Raw genomic sequence first — 16,805 nt, forward strand, 5'->3', positions numbered from 1 at the left:
CGACCTAACAGGTTAGGTCCGTGGCGCTGAACCATCGCCTCGTGCATGCAGAACCTGACCGCGCCATTTTACCTGCCAACCGGCCAGGGCAACTGCCCATTCCATCAGCAATAAGGCGTCGCGGAGGGGAATCAACAGGACTTCATGCCAGGCGAAGGCTTGATCGCTGATGCGCCGCTGCAAAAAGTGTATCAAAACCCGCGCCGCGCCACCCAGCAGGGCCAGGCCGGCGGTAACCGGTCCGGGCGCCAGGCACAACCCCAAAAGTAGCAAAGGCGCGGTAAAACACACGAAAGTCAGGGCAAAACCCGCCGGAGCGATCGCGCGGATGGTGCGCAGCCAGCGCAGTTCGTGCGTCCACAAATCTTTCAGTGTGCTTTCGCCGACCTCGGTGCCGACCACCACGTCCGACAGCACGGTCTGCAAACCGGCGCGTCGCGTGAGCTCGCCCAGCCAGAAATCGTCGGCCAGCAGGTCGCGCAGTACATCGAAACCGCCGATGGTCGCCAGTGCATCGCGACGCAAGGCGATGGTCGAGCCGAATGCGAATTGAGTCGATCCGAAAGCGTTCGACAGTTTCACGGAAGGCGCGAACCAGTCGTCGATAAATAGACGGCCAAGCCGCGACCAGAACGAAGGCCCCGGAATGCCGTAGTAAAGACAGGTGACGATGCCCACGCTCGGGTCGGCCAACGGCGCGACGACGCGCGCCAGATAGTCCGGTTTCACATAGATATCGGCATCGGCCAGCACCAGCACATCGTGCTGCGCGTGCGGCAGCATGTTCATCAGATTGCTGACTTTGAAGTTCGCGCCATACACGCGCGAATCGATCGCCAAGGCGATCGATTGCTGTGGAAATTCGTGACGCAAGCGCTCGACCACGGCGATGGCCGGATCGTCCGGATCGCGCACGCCGAAGACAATCTGATAATTGGGATGCGTCTGCACACAGAAGCTGCGCAGGTTCTCGTATAGCTTGGGTTCTGCGCCATGCAAGGGTTTGAGCACGGTCGCAGGTCGCGGCTGCGTGTCGTTGGACGCCCATGTTCGGCGCGGCCGTTTCAGCATCGCCCACAGCGCAACACAGGCGTACCCTGTCGCCGCAAAGGCGAACGCGATGCCTAGTCCACGCGTAAGGTGAGTCGATAACCAGCTCGGAAACATGGACGTTTATGCTACAGGTATCGATGGGGCACGAAGAGCGCGAGATAAGGGCGGCATGATGGGTATGCAAGTGGGTGTGCGATGAATGTGCCGGACCGAACCGGCTGTTGGCGTCGAGTGTGGCAATGGGCGCTGCTCATGCTTCTGTGTTGCGCGTCCGCGCACGCCTTGGCGCAGGAGGCGAAGACCTACTCCCCAAGTCCCTCGGCCATCGTCGGTGACTGGCTGGTGGAAAGCCGCGACGCGGTGATCCGCATCCAGCAAATCGGCAACCAGTATCAGGGTTACATCGTGTGGCAGCTGCACGATACTTACGGCCCGGAGGATGGTCCCGAGCTCAACGGCAAGATCGTCACGGACCGTAAAAACCCTGATCCCGCCTTGCGTTCCCGCACCCTGGACGGTCTGCCATTGCTCACCAGCCTGCGCTTCGAACCAGATAAAACCCGGTGGATCGACGGCCGCATCTATAATGCGGATAACGGACGCACCTATAATTGCCTGGTTCGGATGCTTGGCCCGAACCGTTTGCAACTGCGCGGTTTTATCGGCATCAGCCTGTTCGGCGGCAATACCGTGTGGAGTCGGGTGACCATGAGAACACCTGCCCCCGGGCAATTGCCGTTCGTGGAAGATGCGCCGGCCAAGTAGCGACGTCCCCGGTTTCTTTTAGCTATTCGTATTTCGTCGACCCCTTTCCCTGCGAGACATCATGAACCGCGAACCACGCACCGATCTGTCCGGTGAACTGCGTGCTGCTTCCCAAGCACAGCCCAACATCGCTCTGATCAAGTACTGGGGCAAGCGCGACACGGCGCTCAATCTGCCGGTGGTCGGTTCGATTTCCATCACACTGGAAAGTTTGTGGACGCGCACCGATGTGCGTTTCGTGCCCGGCCAGAAGCACGATCGCGTGAGCCTCAACGGTCGCAGCGATGACGCGGAATCCAAGCGCATCACCGCGTGCTTAAATTTGTTGCGCACGCGCGCGGGCGTCGATTACGGCGCGGACGTTGCGAGCCGCAACAACTTCCCTACTGCAGCAGGTTTGGCTTCTTCCGCATCGGGATTTGCCGCACTGGTGCACGCCGGCACGCGCGCGCTCGGTTTAGATTTGAATCTCACCGAGCAATCCGAATTGGCGCGTCGCTGCTCCGGTTCGGCGGCGCGTTCGCTGTTCGGCGGTTATGTGGAATGGGCGCACGGCAAGCTGGCCGATGGCAGCGATTCCATCGCGCAACCTTTGCTCGATGCGAGTGCATGGCCATTGCGCGTAGCCGTTGCGATTACTTCGACGGCGGCCAAGCAGGTCGGTTCGACCGAAGGCATGCGCCGCACGGCGGAAACTTCGCCGTATCAATCCGCATGGATCGATACGCAGGAAGCGGATCTGAGCGTGGCGCGCGATGCGATCCGCGCACACGATTTCGATGCGCTGGCGCGCATCTCCGAATACAGCTGTTTGAAGATGCACGCGCTGGCGCTCGCGGCGCAGCCGGGTCTGTTGTATTGGAATGGCGCGACCGTGGAATGCATGCACCGCGTGCGCGCGCTGCGTCAGCAAGGCGTGCCGGTGTTCTTCACCGTCGATGCCGGCCCGCAATTGAAAGCGGTGTGCGCACCGTCTGCGATTGAGCAAGTAAAAGCCGCTTTGCGCGATGTGCCCGGTGTGCTCGAAGTGCTCGATACCGGATTGGGCGAGGGCGCCCACGCCATCGCCTCGGATGCCGTGGAGGCATGATGGAACTCACCGCCAGCGCACCGGCCAAGCTGGTTCTGTTGGGCGATTACGCCGTGCTGGAAGGCGCGCGCGCCCTGGTGCTGGCGGTGGATCGCCGCGCCAACGTACGCATCGCAGCGCGTGAAGATCGTGAATGCAATGTGTATGCGCCGGATCTTGGCGTTCATGGCGCACAGATCGCGATCGGGAGCGACGGCAATCTGCATTGGCAGTGCGACGAGGCGACCAAGGCCAAACTCTCGCTCGTTGATCACGTGTGGCACGGGCTGCTGGATGAAGGCCTGGCGCCTTTATCGCGCGGCGGTTTCGATCTGCATCTGGATACCTCCGGGTTTTTCCACGTCGAAGGATCGGTGCGCGCCAAGTTGGGGCTCGGTTCGAGTGCGGCCTTGACGGTAGCGCTTGCTTCCGCGCTGGCAACGTACGCCGGGCATGGCGATGTCATCACCGATCGCACGCGATGGATGCGGCAGTTGTTGAACATGCACGGAAATTGGCAGGGCGGGCGCGGCAGCGGCGTCGACATTGCCGCCAGCGTGGCGGGCGGATTGATCGCGTATCAACTCGTCGGCTCAACGCGCGAGCCCACCTACGAAGCGATGCGCATGAACGGCTTGCATTGCCTGTTTGTCTGGTCGGGACAGTCCGTCTCCACCAGCGACTCGCTACAACGTTTGGCACTGTGGCGCGATACCCATGCGGCCGATTATGTGGCGCATATGGACGAATTGAGTTCGATTTCTGCTGCCGCGATCGATGCGCTTGCGCAACAGCGCGTACAATCTTTCATTGGCCTTACGAAAGACTATGCACGTGGATTGCAGCATTTCAGCGCTGCGTGCGGTCTGGAAATCTATTCTCCCGCACAAAAACGACTCGCCGATATGGTTTCAGGCACCGATGTCAGTTATAAGCCTTGCGGCGCAGGCGGCGACTTCGGCGTGGTCTTTGCCGAGGATGCGGAAAGGTTGGCGACATTTGGACGCGCCATTGTTTCCGCCGATATGCAAGTTGTTCCCCTGGGGCTTGATAACCAGGGCGTGAGCTGCCATATGCGGCCAGACGCGAAATCTCCCCCCTCAAGGATTTTGACGTGAACGCAAACCCTGTCGAATGTCATGGCTCGCGAGCCATTTCTATTTGCATCGACGTGAAGCCAGGGTGTGCGGCTTACGACCTATCACGGAGTGCTTAAGAATTATGAGCGCCGAATCAACGAGTGCCGAACGGTCCCGATTCCCTGCTTTCTACAAACTCTCGGTGTCCGACCGCGTGCGCATCATTCACGAGCGCGGTTGGCTTTCGGCCGAGGACTATCAAGCGCTCGTCTCCGGCGAGCACACGCTGAAGATCCACAAAGCCGACAAGATGATCGAAAACGTCGTCGGCGTGATGGGCTTGCCGGTGGGTCTTGGCCTCAACTTCCTCGTCAACGGTCGCGACTACATCGTGCCGCTGGTGGTGGAAGAACCGTCGATCGTCGCGGCGTTGTCCTCCGCGGCGAAACTCGTGCGCGGCACGGGCGGCTTCACGGTGGAAAGCACTGAGCCGGTGCTGATCGGTCAGGTGCAAGTGGTGGATGTGCCGCACTTGGCGCACGCCAAAGCTACGTTGCTGCAACGTAAAGACGAACTGCTCAATCTCGCCAACAGTCTGCATCCGCAGATGGTGGCGCGTGGCGGCGGCGCGCAGGATCTGGAAGTGCACGTGCATCCGCGCCCCGAAGGCGGCGACATGCTCGTGGTGCATCTGTTGGTCGACACGCGCGACGCGATGGGCGCCAACCTCGTCAACACCATGTGCGAAGGCATCGCTTCGCTGGTGGAAACGATGACCGGCGGCCGCGTATTCCTGCGCATTCTTTCCAACCTCACCGATCGTTCGATGGTGCGCGCGCGTTGCGTGATTCCTGCCGATCAACTCACCGGCAAAGGTTTCGAAGGCGAAGAAGTGCGCGACGGCATCGTGCTCGCAAACGAATTCGCCAGCATCGATCCGTATCGTGCGGCCACGCACAACAAGGGCATCATGAACGGCGTCGATGCCGTCGCGCTGGCTACCGGCAACGACTGGCGCGCGATCGAATCGGCCGCGCATGCGTACGCCGCGCGCGGCGGTCGTTACACGTCGCTGACGCGTTGGTACAAAGGCGAGAAGGGCGAGCTGATCGGCGAACTCGATATTCCGATGAAGGTCGGCACCGTCGGTGGTCCGCTGCAATCGAACGCCACGGTCGCGCTCAACTTGCGCCTGCTCGGCGTCAAGACGGCGCGCGAACTGGCCGAAATCATGGGCGCCGTCGGTCTGGCGCAGAACTTCTCGGCGCTGCGTGCGCTGGTCACCGAAGGCATTCAGCAAGGTCATATGACGCTGCATGCGCGCAGCGTTGCCGTGGCGGCGGGCGCCACGCCGGAAATCTTCGACACGGTCGTGGAGCGCCTGGTGGAAAGCGGCGAGATCAAGATCTGGAAAGCGCAGGAGATCGTCGAGCAGGTACGCAAGGAATCCCGCGGCGTGCCGGCGACGACGGCCGAGCAACCGTCGGTCGATCATCGCGCATGCGGTCACGGCAAAATCATTTTGCTTGGCGAACACGCGGTGGTGTACGGAAGTCATGCGATCGCCGCGCCGGTGCCGCTCGCCGTGCGCGCCGTCGCGCAAGACACCAAATCCGGCGGCGTGGATATGTTTATCCCGCGCTGGGGTGTGGAATATCGCTTGCATCGCGATCCCGCGCACCGCGATTCGTTCCAGCGTTCGCTCGGCATCATCTTCGATTCGCTGGAACTGACCGAGCGCTCGATGCGCATCGAAGTGTTCCCGAACGTGCCGCGCGCGATGGGTTTGGGCGGCTCGGCCGCGATGGCGGTTGCGGTGATCCGCGCGCTCGACCAGCACTACAAGCTGGGCCTGAGCGACGAAGAGATCAACGCGCTGGCGTTCCGTTGCGAAGAAATCGCGCACGGTTCGGCGTCGGGCATCGATAACACCGTGGCGACGTATGGCAAAACGCTGCTGTACAAACGCGCCAGCAAGAAGGGCGAGTCGCCGATGGTGCGCGAGCTGCATCTGCCCAAGCGCATTCCGTTGGTGATCGGTATCAGCGGCAAGGAATCGCTCACAGCGGTGACGGTCGGCAAGGTGCGCACGGCGTGGCAGCGCAATCCCGCGTTGTACGACGGCATCTTCCAGCAGATCGACGCGCTCACGCTGCAAGGCGTGGAAGCGATGCAGCAGTTCGATCTGGAACGCCTCGGCGATTTAATGAACATTTGCCACGGTCTGCTCAACGCGTTGCGCGTGTCGAGTTGGGAAGTGGAAGAGCTCGTGCAGATCGCGCGCGAACACGGCGCAATCGGCGCCAAGCTCACAGGTGGTGGTGGCGGCGGTTCGATCGTCGCGCTGTGCCCGCAGAACCGCGAGAAAGTCGCGGCCGCGATACGCGACGCCGGTTACCAGGCGATGGAGGTCGACATTGGATAACGCAGAAGTGGAACGTCAGGATTGGCGCGATTCGAACGAGATCGTGTCGTTCGACGACGAGCCGTTGGTCCTGGTCGATCACGACGATCGCGAAATCGGTTTCATGGACAAGGCCGCGGCGCACATGGGCAAGGGCACCTTGCATCGTGCGTTCTCGTTGTTCGTGTTCAATTCGAAAGGCGAGTTGCTGTTGCAGCAGCGCGCGTCGGGTAAACGCTTGTGGGCGGGCTTCTGGTCGAACACCTGCTGCAGCCATCCGCGCCGCGGCGAGACCTTGGACAGCGCCATTCATCGTCGCTTGCGCGAGGAGCTTGGGCTCGCCTGTCCGCTCGAACATTTGTTCAAGTTCGAATACCACGCGCAATTCGACGCCGACGGCGCCGAACACGAACTGTGCTGGGTGTATGCCGGCCGCAGCGACGAAGCGCCGACCGTGAACGTGAATGAAATTTCCGGCCTGCGCTATATCGCGCCGGACGCGCTCGATGCGGAAATGGCGGCCACGCCCGAAGCCTTCACGCCCTGGTTCAAGATCGAATGGGCAAGGATTCGCAGCGAGCACGCTCACGTCTTCGCGCCGCTTTCGAAGGGCTAAACGTTAAGCCAAGCCGGCATAACCGCCTCATCCAGGTGGGTTATACTGTACTGGTAAGTATTCCACGCTACCGATGCTGCCATCAGCACACGTTTGATCGCATCGAAGCGTACTGACATTCCGGAGAATCCCTTGGGTATCCCTCTTATTCAACAAACCACGATCGCGCAATACATCCTCAAGAAAAAGCTGAGTGGTCAAAAGCGCTACCCGCTGGCGATGATGTTGGAGCCGTTGTTCCAGTGCAATCTGGCGTGCGCCGGTTGCGGCAAGATCGATCAGCCCAAGGAAATTCTGCAGAAGCGCATGAGCGTCGAGCAGGCCTTGGCGGCGGTGGATGAGTGCGATGCGCCGGTGGTGTCGATTCCCGGCGGCGAGCCGCTGATCCTCAAGGATCTGCCGAAGATCGTCGAAGGCCTTATCGAGCGCAAGAAATTCGTGTACCTGTGCACGAACGCTATCTTGATGCCCAAGCACATCGACGAATACAAGCCGTCGCCGTACTTCACCTGGTCCGTGCATTTGGACGGCCTTGAGAAGCAGCACGATAAATCCGTGTGCATGGACGGTGTGTTCGAGAAAGCCGTCACCGCGATCAAGCTCGCGCTGTCGAAGGGTTTCCGCGTCACGGTGAACTGCACGCTGTTCAATAGCGAGCCGCCGGAAGAAGTCGCCGACTTCTTCGACTACGCGATGGAACTTGGCGTGGAAGGCATCACCGTCTCGCCGGGCTACAGCTATCAGCATGCGCCGCGTCAGGACGTGTTCCTCGGCCGCACCGAGAGCAAGCAGCTGTTCCGCGACATCTTCAAGATCGGCAAAGAACGCAAGCGCAAGTGGGCGTTCAATCAGTCGGCGATGTTCATGGACTTCATCGCCGGCAACCAGGCTTACCAGTGCACGCCGTGGTCCAACCCGACGTACAACATCTTCGGATGGCAGAAGCCGTGCTACTTGTTGGTCGACGAAGGCTACGCCAAGACCTACAAGGAATTGATGGAAGACACCGAGTGGGAAAAATACGGCGTCGGCATCAACCCGAAGTGCGACAACTGCATGGCGCACTGCGGCTTTGAAGGCACGGCGGTGGACGATATGTTCGCCCATCCGCTGAAGGCGATGAAGGTGTCGATGTTCGGCCCGCGCACCGATGGCCCGATGGCGCCGGATCTCCCGGTGAAGTACGGCAATCGCGCCGACGCCACCGCGATCAAGATTCCGATCAGCTCCATTCAGCGCCGCGAATCGTCCACGACGACCGACGCCAATCATTGATCTTCAAAGCCGCCAACGATGGGACCAGAGTCCGCTCATGATCCCCTCGTTGCCCGCGTTGCGCCTGAGCGGTTGCCAGGCGTCAGCGCGCGGCTTGACCAGACGGCCAGTCTGGCGCTGCGCCACGCACTGCCACCTGGCAACCGCTCAGACACAACGCAAGCTACGTGGAGATCATGAGCGGGCTCTTTGGATGGATCGCCGCGTCGCTGCCGGCATTGATGTGGGTAGGGCTGCTGCTGACACCGTGGCGGTCCTGGAGCACCCGTGAACGAATCGAAGCCGACCCCCATGCGGGGTCGGTCGATCTCAGCGAAATCACCGTACTGATTCCTGCACGCAACGAGGCCGATGTCATCGGTCTCACGCTCGGCGGTTTGCAAGCGCAAGGCCATGGTCTGCAAGTGATCGTGGTGGATGATCAGTCCACCGACGATACGGCGAAAATCGCCGCGTCCTTTCCGCACACACGCGTCGTAAGCGGTCAGCCTTTGCCGGAAGGTTGGGCGGGCAAGTTGTGGGCGTTGGAGCAGGGCAAGGCGCATGTGGACACGCGCATCACCTTGCTGCTGGATGCGGATATCCAATTGCAGCCCGGATTGCTGCCTGCGTTGCTGGCGCATAAAGAACGCGAGAACAGGCAATTCGTTTCGTTGATGGCCGACCTGCGGCGCACCAGTTTCTGGGATCGTTTGCTGCTCCCGGCGTTTGTGTATTACTTCAAGCTCATCTATCCCTTCGCATTGTCCAATTCCAACTTCCGCCACGTCGCGGCGGCAGCTGGCGGTTGCATTCTCGTCGACACGGACGCGCTGCATCGCGCCGGCGCGTTCGCCAGTTTGCGCAATGCGCTGATCGACGATTGCACGCTCGCGCGCCAGGTGAAAAACGCCGGCTATCGCATTTGGCTCGGCTTGAGCCGCGATGTGGTGAGTTTGCGTCCGTATGGCAGTCTGCGTTCCATTCACGACATGGTGGCGCGCTCCGCCTTCACGCAGCTCGGTTATTCCACCGTCGTGCTGCTGGTGGTGACGGTGCTTTTCGCTCTGGCCTACGGTTTGCCGTTCGTGCTGCTGGGCTATCCCGAGACTTGGCGCCTGGGTCTTATCGCCCTGGTGGCGATGATGATCAGCTATCTGCCCATGCTGCGTTACTACCAGATGCGGCTGGCGTGGGCTCTGTTGTTGCCGTTCGGCGCCGCGCTCTACCTGGGTATGACCTGGAGCTCAGCCATTCGCTACTGGCGTGGCGTCCGCTCCCGCTGGAAGGACCGCACTTACAGCACTTGACGAGGCCTTAGGCTCCTATGCCTTCGGACAGGCTTGGAAGATGGGTGACCTCTGGCTACAGTCGGAGGCTAAACCCTTCGATTCCCGTTCACGGGAAAGCCACTTTCGGGAGCTTTCATGCCTCGTCTTCGTCTTCTTGCGATCGCCACGTCCGTCGTGCTCGCTGCGTGTTCCCAGTCGCCCAATAACGGCAATAACGCGGCGCCCGCGGCTTCCGGCACGGCGCCGGCCAAGGCATCGACCTCTGCTGCCGTCGAGGCGCAGGCAAGCAATCCGTTCTTCACGGTCAGCACGCTGCCGTATCAGGCGCCGCCGTTCGACAAGATCAAGGACACCGACTACCAGCCCGCCATCGAAGAAGGCATGAAGCAGCAGTTGGATGAGGTGGAGAAGATCGCCAACAATCCCGATGCGCCGACCTTCGAAAACACCTATGTCGCGCTGGAAAAATCCGGCGTGCTGCTCAACCGCGTGATGGCGGTGTTCAACGGCGTGACGTCGGCCAACACCAACGACGCCCTGCAGAAAGTGCAGGAAGACGAAGCGCCCAAGCTCGCCGCGCACCAGGATGCGATTCATCTCAACGGCAAACTGTTCCAGCGCATTCAAACCGTATACGACCAGCGCGATTCGTTGAAGCTCGATCCCGAATCGCAGCGCCTGATCGACGTGGTGTACCGCAACTTCGTCATGGCCGGTGCGAAGCTTTCCGACGCCGACAAAGCCAAGCTCAAGGATTACAACAAAGAAGAAGCCGGACTCCAGGCGCAGTTCAACAACAAGTTGCTCGCCGCGTCGAAGGCGGGCGCCTTGGTCGTCGATGACAAGAGCAAGCTTGCCGGTCTTTCCGACGCCGACATTGCCGCCGCCGCGCAAGCGGCGAAAGATCGTCACCTCGATGGCAAGTGGGTGCTCACGCTGCAGAACACCACGCAGCAGCCGCTGCTGCAGGACCTGACCGATCGCGATACGCGCAAGGCGTTGTTCGATGCGTCGTGGACGCGCACGGAGAAGGGCGACGCTAACGACACGCGCGACCTCATCACGCGCCTCGCGCAATTGCGCGCGCAGGAAGCGAAGCTGCTCGGTTTTCCGAACTACGCCGCGTGGACGCTGCAGGACCAGATGGCCAAGACGCCGGAAACGGTGATGGATTTCATGAACAAGCTTGCGCCGGCGGCCGTCGCGCGCGCCAAGATGGAAGCTGCGGATATCCAGAAGCAGATTGACAAGGATCAGGCGGCGCTCAAGCAACCTACCTTCAAGCTCGAACCGTGGGATTGGGAGCATTACGCCGAAGAAGTGCGCAAGGCCAAATACGATCTCGACGATTCCCAGATCAAGCCGTATTTCGAACTGGATAACGTGCTGCAAAACGGCGTGTTCTACGCCGCCAACCAGCTCTATGGTTTGACTTTCAAAGAACGCAAAGACATTCCGGTCTACAACCCGGACGTGCGCGTGTTCGAAGTGTTCGACAAAGACGGCAAGTCGATGGCGCTGGCGTATTTCGACTACTTCAAGCGCGACAACAAGAACGGCGGCGCGTGGATGGACAATTTCGTCCAGCAATCCAAGCTGCTGGGCACCAAGCCAGTGATCTACAACGTCGCCAACTTCACCAAGCCTGCGCCCGGTCAGCCGGCGCTGTTGTCGATGGACGACGTGGTGACCATGTTCCACGAGTTCGGCCACGGCTTGCACGGCTTGTTCGCCGATGAGCAATACCCGACGCTCTCCGGTACGCAGACCGCGCGCGACTTCGTGGAATTCCCGTCGCAGTTCAACGAACACTGGGCGGTCGATCCGAAAGTGTTCGCCAACTACGCCAAGCACTATCAAACGCACCAGCCGATGCCGCAGGCCCTGGTCGACAAGATCAAGAAGGCGGGCATGTTTAACAAGGGCTACGACATGACCGAGCTGGTCTCGGCGGCGATGCTCGATATGAACTGGCATATGCTCGGCGCCGATGAACCCAAGCAAGACGCCGACGCTTTCGAAACGGCAGCGCTGAAGAAGGATGGCACGGATCTCTCCTACGTTCCGCCGCGCTATCGCTCCAGCTACTTCCTGCACATCTGGAGCAACGGTTACTCCGCCGGCTACTACGCGTACCTGTGGACGCAGATGCTTGCCGACGACGCGTTCGAAGGCTTCAAGCAGCACGGCGGCCTGACGCGCGACAACGGCGATCGTTTCCGGGCGATGATTCTTTCGCGCGGCAATACGGTGGAGCTGGCCAAACTGTACAAAGATTGGCGCGGACAAGACCCGGACATCAAGCCGATGCTGATCAACCGTGGCTTGAAGCAAGAGCCCGCGAAATAAGCATCACGATCGCGCAATGAAAAAGGCCGGCATCATGCCGGCCTTTTTTTGTCGTGCGGTGCTACGTCGGTCAGTTGAGCTGCCACTGCTGCGGTGGCAATCCGTTATCGGTCCAGATCTGCAATTGCGTGCCGTGCGTGGTCGATCCGCCGGTATCGTCCAACATCAATGAACCGGATGCCTGGTTCATCAGTTTGTACGTGCCGTTGCCGAGGTCCATAAACAGCCACGCTTGGTTGGCGTTGCCCACGCAACCCCACAAGGTAACTTTGTTGCCAGGTGTCGTGCTGCCGCCGGTGTTGTCCACGCACAAGCCCGAGTACTGATTCTGGATGCTGTACCAGCCACCGCCCTCGGCGTGCACCGTCCAGTTCTGCACCGACAAGCCGTTGCAATCCCACAGTTCCGCGCTGGTGTTGTTGGTCGTGCCCCAGCCGGTGTCGTCCAGACACAATGCGGTGTCTTGCATATTGTGGAAGGCGAACGTCGATCCGTCGGCAGGCAGGTTGTTCCACGATTCGCTGCCGTAGTACGTGATGCATCCGCCATTGTTGTAATCCGACGCCAACTCCAAAATATTCGAGCCGTCGGTGGCGGGCAACAAGGCCGAGGAATAGTTCGGGCAATAGTTGTCGTACGCCGTCGGAACCTGCACGGGTGCGTTGATCGTGTACCAATTGCCGCTACCGTCGACATTCGTATTCACGAACAAGACTTTGCCGTTGTAGCTCGACACGCTGTTGTTGGACTCGTACATCACCTGACCGACCAGCACGATCGCACCGTTGCTTGAGATGGCCGACGGGCTCCACACATTGACCGGCGCATGTTCCAGATACTGGCCGGACGTCGTCGCGATTTTGGTGCCGGTGTTGGTGGGATCGCCAAAATTCCAACCGTCCGTCGACGTGCGATAGAACACGGTGCATGCAGCCGGACCGCACAACTCGTAGCTCATAAAGAAATGGCCGTTCGGCAACTTGCTTACCGTCGCCATGCCGGGGCGATCCGCTTGCACGGTGCTGGCCACCGTATTGGTTTCGTCCTGCCACGTCTGGCCGTTGTACGTACGGATTTGCGCAAGCTTCTGACTGCAACAGCCATCGGTCTCGTCGGACCAGAACATCACCAATGCGCCGTCGTTGGCCACTTCGAATTGCGGCTCCCACAAACCGTGCGTGCTATCGCCGCGTGTCACGGGCGTGCTGTGGTACGTCCACGAGATACCTTGGTTGGTGCTGGTATAAACCTCGATGGCCGGTGTCGTCGTATTGTTGTAAGTGGCCGCGAATATCAGCGTCCCGGCTCCCAGCGCGCCGACTTGCTGAGGAAGCTCGTAGAGCGTCGCACAGCAATATTCGGAACTGCCGCTGATGGCCGGCACCGTACCGATCAAGTTCCAACTCGAGCCATTGTTCGTGCTCTGAAAAATGACGCCGTTGGTGCTCGCCACCAGCATTCCATTCACTGAAGGCGAACCATGTTCCAAACGAACCACGCGTGGGTAAAGCGTACTGCTGTTAAGCAAGGTCCCCGTGGCCGCATGAGCCGGTCGCGCGCCGACAGCGAGCGATAACGCCACTAACAGTAGCAACAGGGAACTCCAAGCCGACCAGAACTTCGGGTGTTTCATAAAGCATCTCCTTTGCCGCGGATGCAGCAATGCGATGAGTTGAAGACAAAGCCGAATGTGTCGTTCTTGTGTGTGTTATGACCGGCCGACGAACGTCGGCCGGGAGTTCCCCAAACGAGGGTCGCGCACGCAGTGCAAACGACCCTTAAACCCGCCAAATAATCAGCGACCGATTTCGCGCAGTCGCTTGCCGCTCATTAGATTGCGTTCGATCTGTTCGAGCGTGACGCCTTTGGTTTCCGGCACCAGCCAGATCGTCAACACGATGAACACTGCGTTGAACGCGGCATAAAGCCAGAACGTCGCCGCGTTGCCGATGCCGTTGAGCAGACTCAGAAAGGACACGCCGACCAACCAATTGGCCGCCCAGTTGGTGAAGGTGGAGCAGCCAATGCCGAAATCGCGACCCTTGAGCGGTTGAATCTCCGAGCACAACGTCCAGATCAGCGGACCGGCGGACATCGCGAAGCCCACGATAAAGACCAGCAGCATGCCCACCGTGAAAATCTGCTGGACGTGCGTGTGGATGCCCAGATGCATCATCGTGCCGACCACGCCGAGGCCCAGCACCATGACGACGAAGCCAATGTACAAAATCGGCTTGCGACCCAATTTGTCCACCAGGCCGATCGCGATAAAGGTGGCCAATACGTTGACCAGATCGACGATGACCGTAAACCACATCTGCGCTTCCGTCGCGTAACCCATGCCTTCGAAAATGCGTGGGGCGTAATACATCACCACGTTCATGCCGGTGAGCTGCTGCATGATTTGCAGCAGCACGCCAAGACCCACCGAACGACGGAAGTTCGCGTTCTGGAAAAACATGTGGATGCCGCGTTGCGGCGTCTTCAGCTGCTCGCGGATTTCGCCGATTTCGCGGGCGATGGCGTCGGTGCTGCCGAGCAAACGATGCAGCACTTGCTCGGCCTCGGGTTCGCGGTTGCGCATCATCAGCCAACGCGGGCTTTCCGGCAGAAAGGCCACGCCAACCAGAAACAGTGCGCCGGGAATCGCGATGATGCCCAGCATCCAGCGCCAGTTGCCGGTGTAACTCAGCGCGGCATTGGAAAGCGCCGCGACAAGGATGCCGATGGTGATCATCAACTGATACAGCGAGATCATCGCGCCACGAATCGATTCCGGCGCGATCTCGGCCAAATACAGCGGCGCGGTGAAACTGGCGATGCCGATCGCCAGGCCGAGCACGAAGCGGCCTACGATCAATACCTCGGGTGTCCACGCTACGCCGCACACCACCGATCCTGCGACGAACAACACCGCGCCAAGAATCAGCGAGCGCTTGCGTCCCAGTTGACTGGATAGCCAGCCTGCGCTGAGCGCACCGACCGCGGCGCCGGCCATCATGATCGAGACAATCCACTCGATGGTGTTGTCGCTGATCGCGAAGTCCTTTTGTATAAACTGCTGCGCGCCGGCGATGACGCCGATGTCCAGACCGAACATCAGTCCGGCTAGCGCAGCGAGCACGCAGGTAAAAATGGCGGTGGCCTTGGCGTGTGTCGCCACGGGTGTAGCAATGGCACTCATGAATGACTCCCCGGTCGGTTGCGTCGCGCGGATGCCTCCATCGACATCTTCATCTTGACGCGAAAAAAATTCATGCAGGTCGGCCTGCGAACAACGGTTCGGGCATGCCGGTGAAGGGAACTTCCATGGCGAACAAGCCGCCGGCATGCGGATCTTTCGTCAGCGCATCGGGCGATAGACCGTCGCGCGCGCTGGTGATGTAAAGCGTGTTGAAGCGTTCGCCGCCAAAGGCAATGCGTGTCGGCTGTCGCGTCGGCACGGTGACGACGAGATCTTCCTTGCCGTCACGGTCATAACGCACGACGCGACCCAGCCCCCACTGCGCATTCCACAAGCCGCCTTCCATATCGACGGCCGAGCCATCGGGATCGCCATCGAGATGCGACAGATCGATATGCGTGGTATCGGCGGTCACACGATCGCCATAATTGCAGCGACGAATCACGCCGGCCATCGAATCGCAGTAATACATCGTCCAGCCATCGGGACTGAAGGCGATGCTGTTGCTGATGGCGACATGGCCGAGCGGCAGTTGCTCGACCGTGAGATCTGCATTCAACCGATAGAAGCTGCCGGCGGCGCGCCGCGGTTCGTCGCCCACCGGTTCGTGCAGCGTTCCGAACACGAACCGCCCCTGCCGATCGCACGCGCCATCGTTGAGTCGCGTGGGCAGGCCGTGTTCGACTTGCGCGATCTCGATCAGCTCGCCGCTATCTTCGTGGAAGAACGCCAGTCGACTCGACAACCCAAGCAGCAGCCAACCTTCGTCCTGACATAGCGCAAACGACGCCAGTCGCTCCGGCATCGTCCACTGACGCGTGCTGCCGTCGGCGGGGCGATAACGCCACAGCACCGACTGCTGAATATCCGTCCAGTACAACGATTGGCTGCGCGCGCACCACGTGACGCCTTCACCCAACGTGTTGTGCACGTCCAGCAGCAGTTCGGCTTTCAACGTCATGCCCAGCCGCCATCGATAATGAAATCGTGACCCGTGCACATGCGACTGTCGTCGGAGGCTAGAAACAAAGCGGCGCGTGCGATGTCGTCGCCGCCGAGATAACCGGGCATGCATTGCTTGCGTCGGATCTCTTCTTCGCCGGCTTCGTCGAGCCAAAGCTCACGTTGCTTTTCGGTAATCACCCAGCCCGGAACCAGGCCGTTGATGCGAATACGATCCTTGCCCAATTCGCGCGCAAGGCCGTTCACCAGGCCGCGAATGGCCGACTTAGCCATCGCATACATCGGATAGCCGGCATTCTTGATCATCCACCCGGTGGAACCCAGGCAAATGACGGAGCCGCCGCCGAGCTCGCGCATACCAGACACGACGGCCTGCGTGGCGAAATACTGATGCCGAAGGTTGACGCCGATGCTTTGCTCGAATTCCTCCGGCGTGGTGTCTTGCAAGCGATGACGACGGTCGTTGGCGGCATTGTTGATCAACACGCCGAACGTGCCGACGCGCTGGCTTGCCGCGGCAATGGTGTTTTTCAGTGCTGCGATATCCGTTACGTCGCAAGGAAAAAACTGCGGCGCGTGACGCACGCCCGATATCGACGAAGACAGCGCCGCCGCACCTCTTTCGTCGATATCGAGAAACGCGACGCGCGCGCCTTGCTGCGCGAAATGCGCGACAAAAGCGGCGCCGATACCGGTGGCGCCGCCGGTGATCAGCACCGAGCGATCGGTCAAGCTTGGATACGTGGCAAACGTGGACATGTCGGATCTCGTGAAAGA

Annotated in this window: 13 protein-coding genes; 8 read left to right on the top strand and 5 right to left on the bottom strand. The window is 60.3% G+C overall.

The genetic code is table 11. The features are described 5' to 3' along the window. Nucleotides 1–12: 12 nt before the first annotated feature. The gene (hpnI, locus tag L0U79_RS05305; RefSeq protein ID WP_233840841.1) at nucleotides 13–1,167 is read right to left on the bottom strand and encodes a bacteriohopanetetrol glucosamine biosynthesis glycosyltransferase HpnI; all 1,155 of its coding nucleotides are present in this window, start codon (nucleotides 1,165–1,167) and stop codon (nucleotides 13–15) included. An 81-nt stretch (nucleotides 1,168–1,248) separates the two neighbouring features. Here hpnI and L0U79_RS05310 point away from each other — a divergent pair, with 81 nt between their 5' ends. The 8 genes from L0U79_RS05310 (at nucleotide 1,249) to dcp (ending at nucleotide 11,881) form a co-directional block, all read left to right on the top strand. Then, complete coding sequence (locus tag L0U79_RS05310; RefSeq protein WP_233840842.1) at nucleotides 1,249–1,818, top strand: DUF2147 domain-containing protein; 570 nt, start codon at nucleotides 1,249–1,251, stop codon at nucleotides 1,816–1,818. Between the two features lie 61 nt (nucleotides 1,819–1,879). Further along, nucleotides 1,880–2,908: a diphosphomevalonate decarboxylase gene (gene mvaD / locus L0U79_RS05315; RefSeq protein ID WP_233840843.1), complete on the top strand. Its 1,029-nt coding sequence runs from the start codon at nucleotides 1,880–1,882 to the stop codon at nucleotides 2,906–2,908. Beyond that, a complete protein-coding gene (locus L0U79_RS05320; protein ID WP_233840844.1) occupies nucleotides 2,905–4,005 on the top strand; it encodes a hypothetical protein in 1,101 nt (366 codons plus the stop codon). The genes mvaD and L0U79_RS05320 overlap by 4 nt, the downstream gene beginning before the upstream one ends. Nucleotides 4,006–4,108: 103 nt before the next feature. Next, nucleotides 4,109–6,391 carry a hydroxymethylglutaryl-CoA reductase, degradative gene (locus tag L0U79_RS05325; RefSeq protein ID WP_233840845.1) on the top strand — a complete coding sequence of 761 codons (2,283 nt, stop codon included), beginning with the start codon at nucleotides 4,109–4,111 and terminating at the stop codon, nucleotides 6,389–6,391. Further along, nucleotides 6,384–6,986 (top strand): isopentenyl-diphosphate Delta-isomerase, encoded by a 603-nt coding sequence (gene idi, locus L0U79_RS05330; protein WP_233840846.1) that lies wholly within the window; start codon nucleotides 6,384–6,386, stop codon nucleotides 6,984–6,986. Before L0U79_RS05325 ends, idi begins: the two co-directional genes overlap by 8 nt. A gap of 132 nt (nucleotides 6,987–7,118) precedes the next feature. Further along, the gene (hpnH, locus tag L0U79_RS05335) at nucleotides 7,119–8,261 is read left to right on the top strand and encodes an adenosyl-hopene transferase HpnH (RefSeq protein ID WP_233840847.1); all 1,143 of its coding nucleotides are present in this window, start codon (nucleotides 7,119–7,121) and stop codon (nucleotides 8,259–8,261) included. A 176-nt stretch (nucleotides 8,262–8,437) separates the two neighbouring features. Further along, complete coding sequence (locus tag L0U79_RS05340) at nucleotides 8,438–9,550, top strand: glycosyltransferase (RefSeq protein ID WP_233840848.1); 1,113 nt, start codon at nucleotides 8,438–8,440, stop codon at nucleotides 9,548–9,550. 117 nt (nucleotides 9,551–9,667) lie between these two features. Further along, nucleotides 9,668–11,881, top strand: a complete 2,214-nt coding sequence (dcp, locus tag L0U79_RS05345) for a peptidyl-dipeptidase Dcp (protein ID WP_233840849.1) — start codon at nucleotides 9,668–9,670, stop codon at nucleotides 11,879–11,881. A gap of 70 nt (nucleotides 11,882–11,951) precedes the next feature. On the opposite strand, the gene L0U79_RS05350 is transcribed toward dcp, so the two are convergent. The 4 genes from L0U79_RS05350 to L0U79_RS05365 form a co-directional block, all read right to left on the bottom strand. After that, the gene (locus tag L0U79_RS05350; protein ID WP_233840850.1) at nucleotides 11,952–13,514 is read right to left on the bottom strand and encodes an RICIN domain-containing protein; all 1,563 of its coding nucleotides are present in this window, start codon (nucleotides 13,512–13,514) and stop codon (nucleotides 11,952–11,954) included. Between the two features lie 162 nt (nucleotides 13,515–13,676). Further along, nucleotides 13,677–15,065 carry a sugar porter family MFS transporter gene (locus L0U79_RS05355; RefSeq protein WP_233840851.1) on the bottom strand — a complete coding sequence of 463 codons (1,389 nt, stop codon included), beginning with the start codon at nucleotides 15,063–15,065 and terminating at the stop codon, nucleotides 13,677–13,679. 70 nt (nucleotides 15,066–15,135) lie between these two features. After that, a complete protein-coding gene (locus L0U79_RS05360) occupies nucleotides 15,136–16,026 on the bottom strand; it encodes an SMP-30/gluconolactonase/LRE family protein (RefSeq protein ID WP_233840852.1) in 891 nt (296 codons plus the stop codon). Then, a complete protein-coding gene (locus L0U79_RS05365) occupies nucleotides 16,023–16,787 on the bottom strand; it encodes an SDR family oxidoreductase (RefSeq protein WP_233840853.1) in 765 nt (254 codons plus the stop codon). Before L0U79_RS05365 ends, L0U79_RS05360 begins: the two co-directional genes overlap by 4 nt. Nucleotides 16,788–16,805: the final 18 nt, after the last annotated feature.

This window comes from Dyella sp. 2HG41-7 (genome assembly GCF_021390675.1).
GTDB lineage: Bacteria > Pseudomonadota > Gammaproteobacteria > Xanthomonadales > Rhodanobacteraceae > Dyella_B.

What these genes read in the sequence shown, in the direction of transcription:
- hpnI (WP_233840841.1), bottom strand. Translation starts at nt 1,167, where the DNA reads ATGTTTCCGAGCTGGTTATCGACTCACCTTACGCGTGGACTAGGCATC.
- L0U79_RS05310 (WP_233840842.1), top strand. Translation starts at nt 1,249, where the DNA reads ATGAATGTGCCGGACCGAACCGGCTGTTGGCGTCGAGTGTGGCAATGG.
- mvaD (WP_233840843.1), top strand. Translation starts at nt 1,880, where the DNA reads ATGAACCGCGAACCACGCACCGATCTGTCCGGTGAACTGCGTGCTGCT.
- L0U79_RS05320 (WP_233840844.1), top strand. Translation starts at nt 2,905, where the DNA reads ATGATGGAACTCACCGCCAGCGCACCGGCCAAGCTGGTTCTGTTGGGC.
- L0U79_RS05325 (WP_233840845.1), top strand. Translation starts at nt 4,109, where the DNA reads ATGAGCGCCGAATCAACGAGTGCCGAACGGTCCCGATTCCCTGCTTTC.
- L0U79_RS05340 (WP_233840848.1), top strand. Translation starts at nt 8,438, where the DNA reads ATGAGCGGGCTCTTTGGATGGATCGCCGCGTCGCTGCCGGCATTGATG.
- dcp (WP_233840849.1), top strand. Translation starts at nt 9,668, where the DNA reads ATGCCTCGTCTTCGTCTTCTTGCGATCGCCACGTCCGTCGTGCTCGCT.
- L0U79_RS05350 (WP_233840850.1), bottom strand. Translation starts at nt 13,514, where the DNA reads ATGAAACACCCGAAGTTCTGGTCGGCTTGGAGTTCCCTGTTGCTACTG.
- L0U79_RS05355 (WP_233840851.1), bottom strand. Translation starts at nt 15,065, where the DNA reads ATGAGTGCCATTGCTACACCCGTGGCGACACACGCCAAGGCCACCGCC.
- L0U79_RS05360 (WP_233840852.1), bottom strand. Translation starts at nt 16,026, where the DNA reads ATGACGTTGAAAGCCGAACTGCTGCTGGACGTGCACAACACGTTGGGT.
- L0U79_RS05365 (WP_233840853.1), bottom strand. Translation starts at nt 16,787, where the DNA reads ATGTCCACGTTTGCCACGTATCCAAGCTTGACCGATCGCTCGGTGCTG.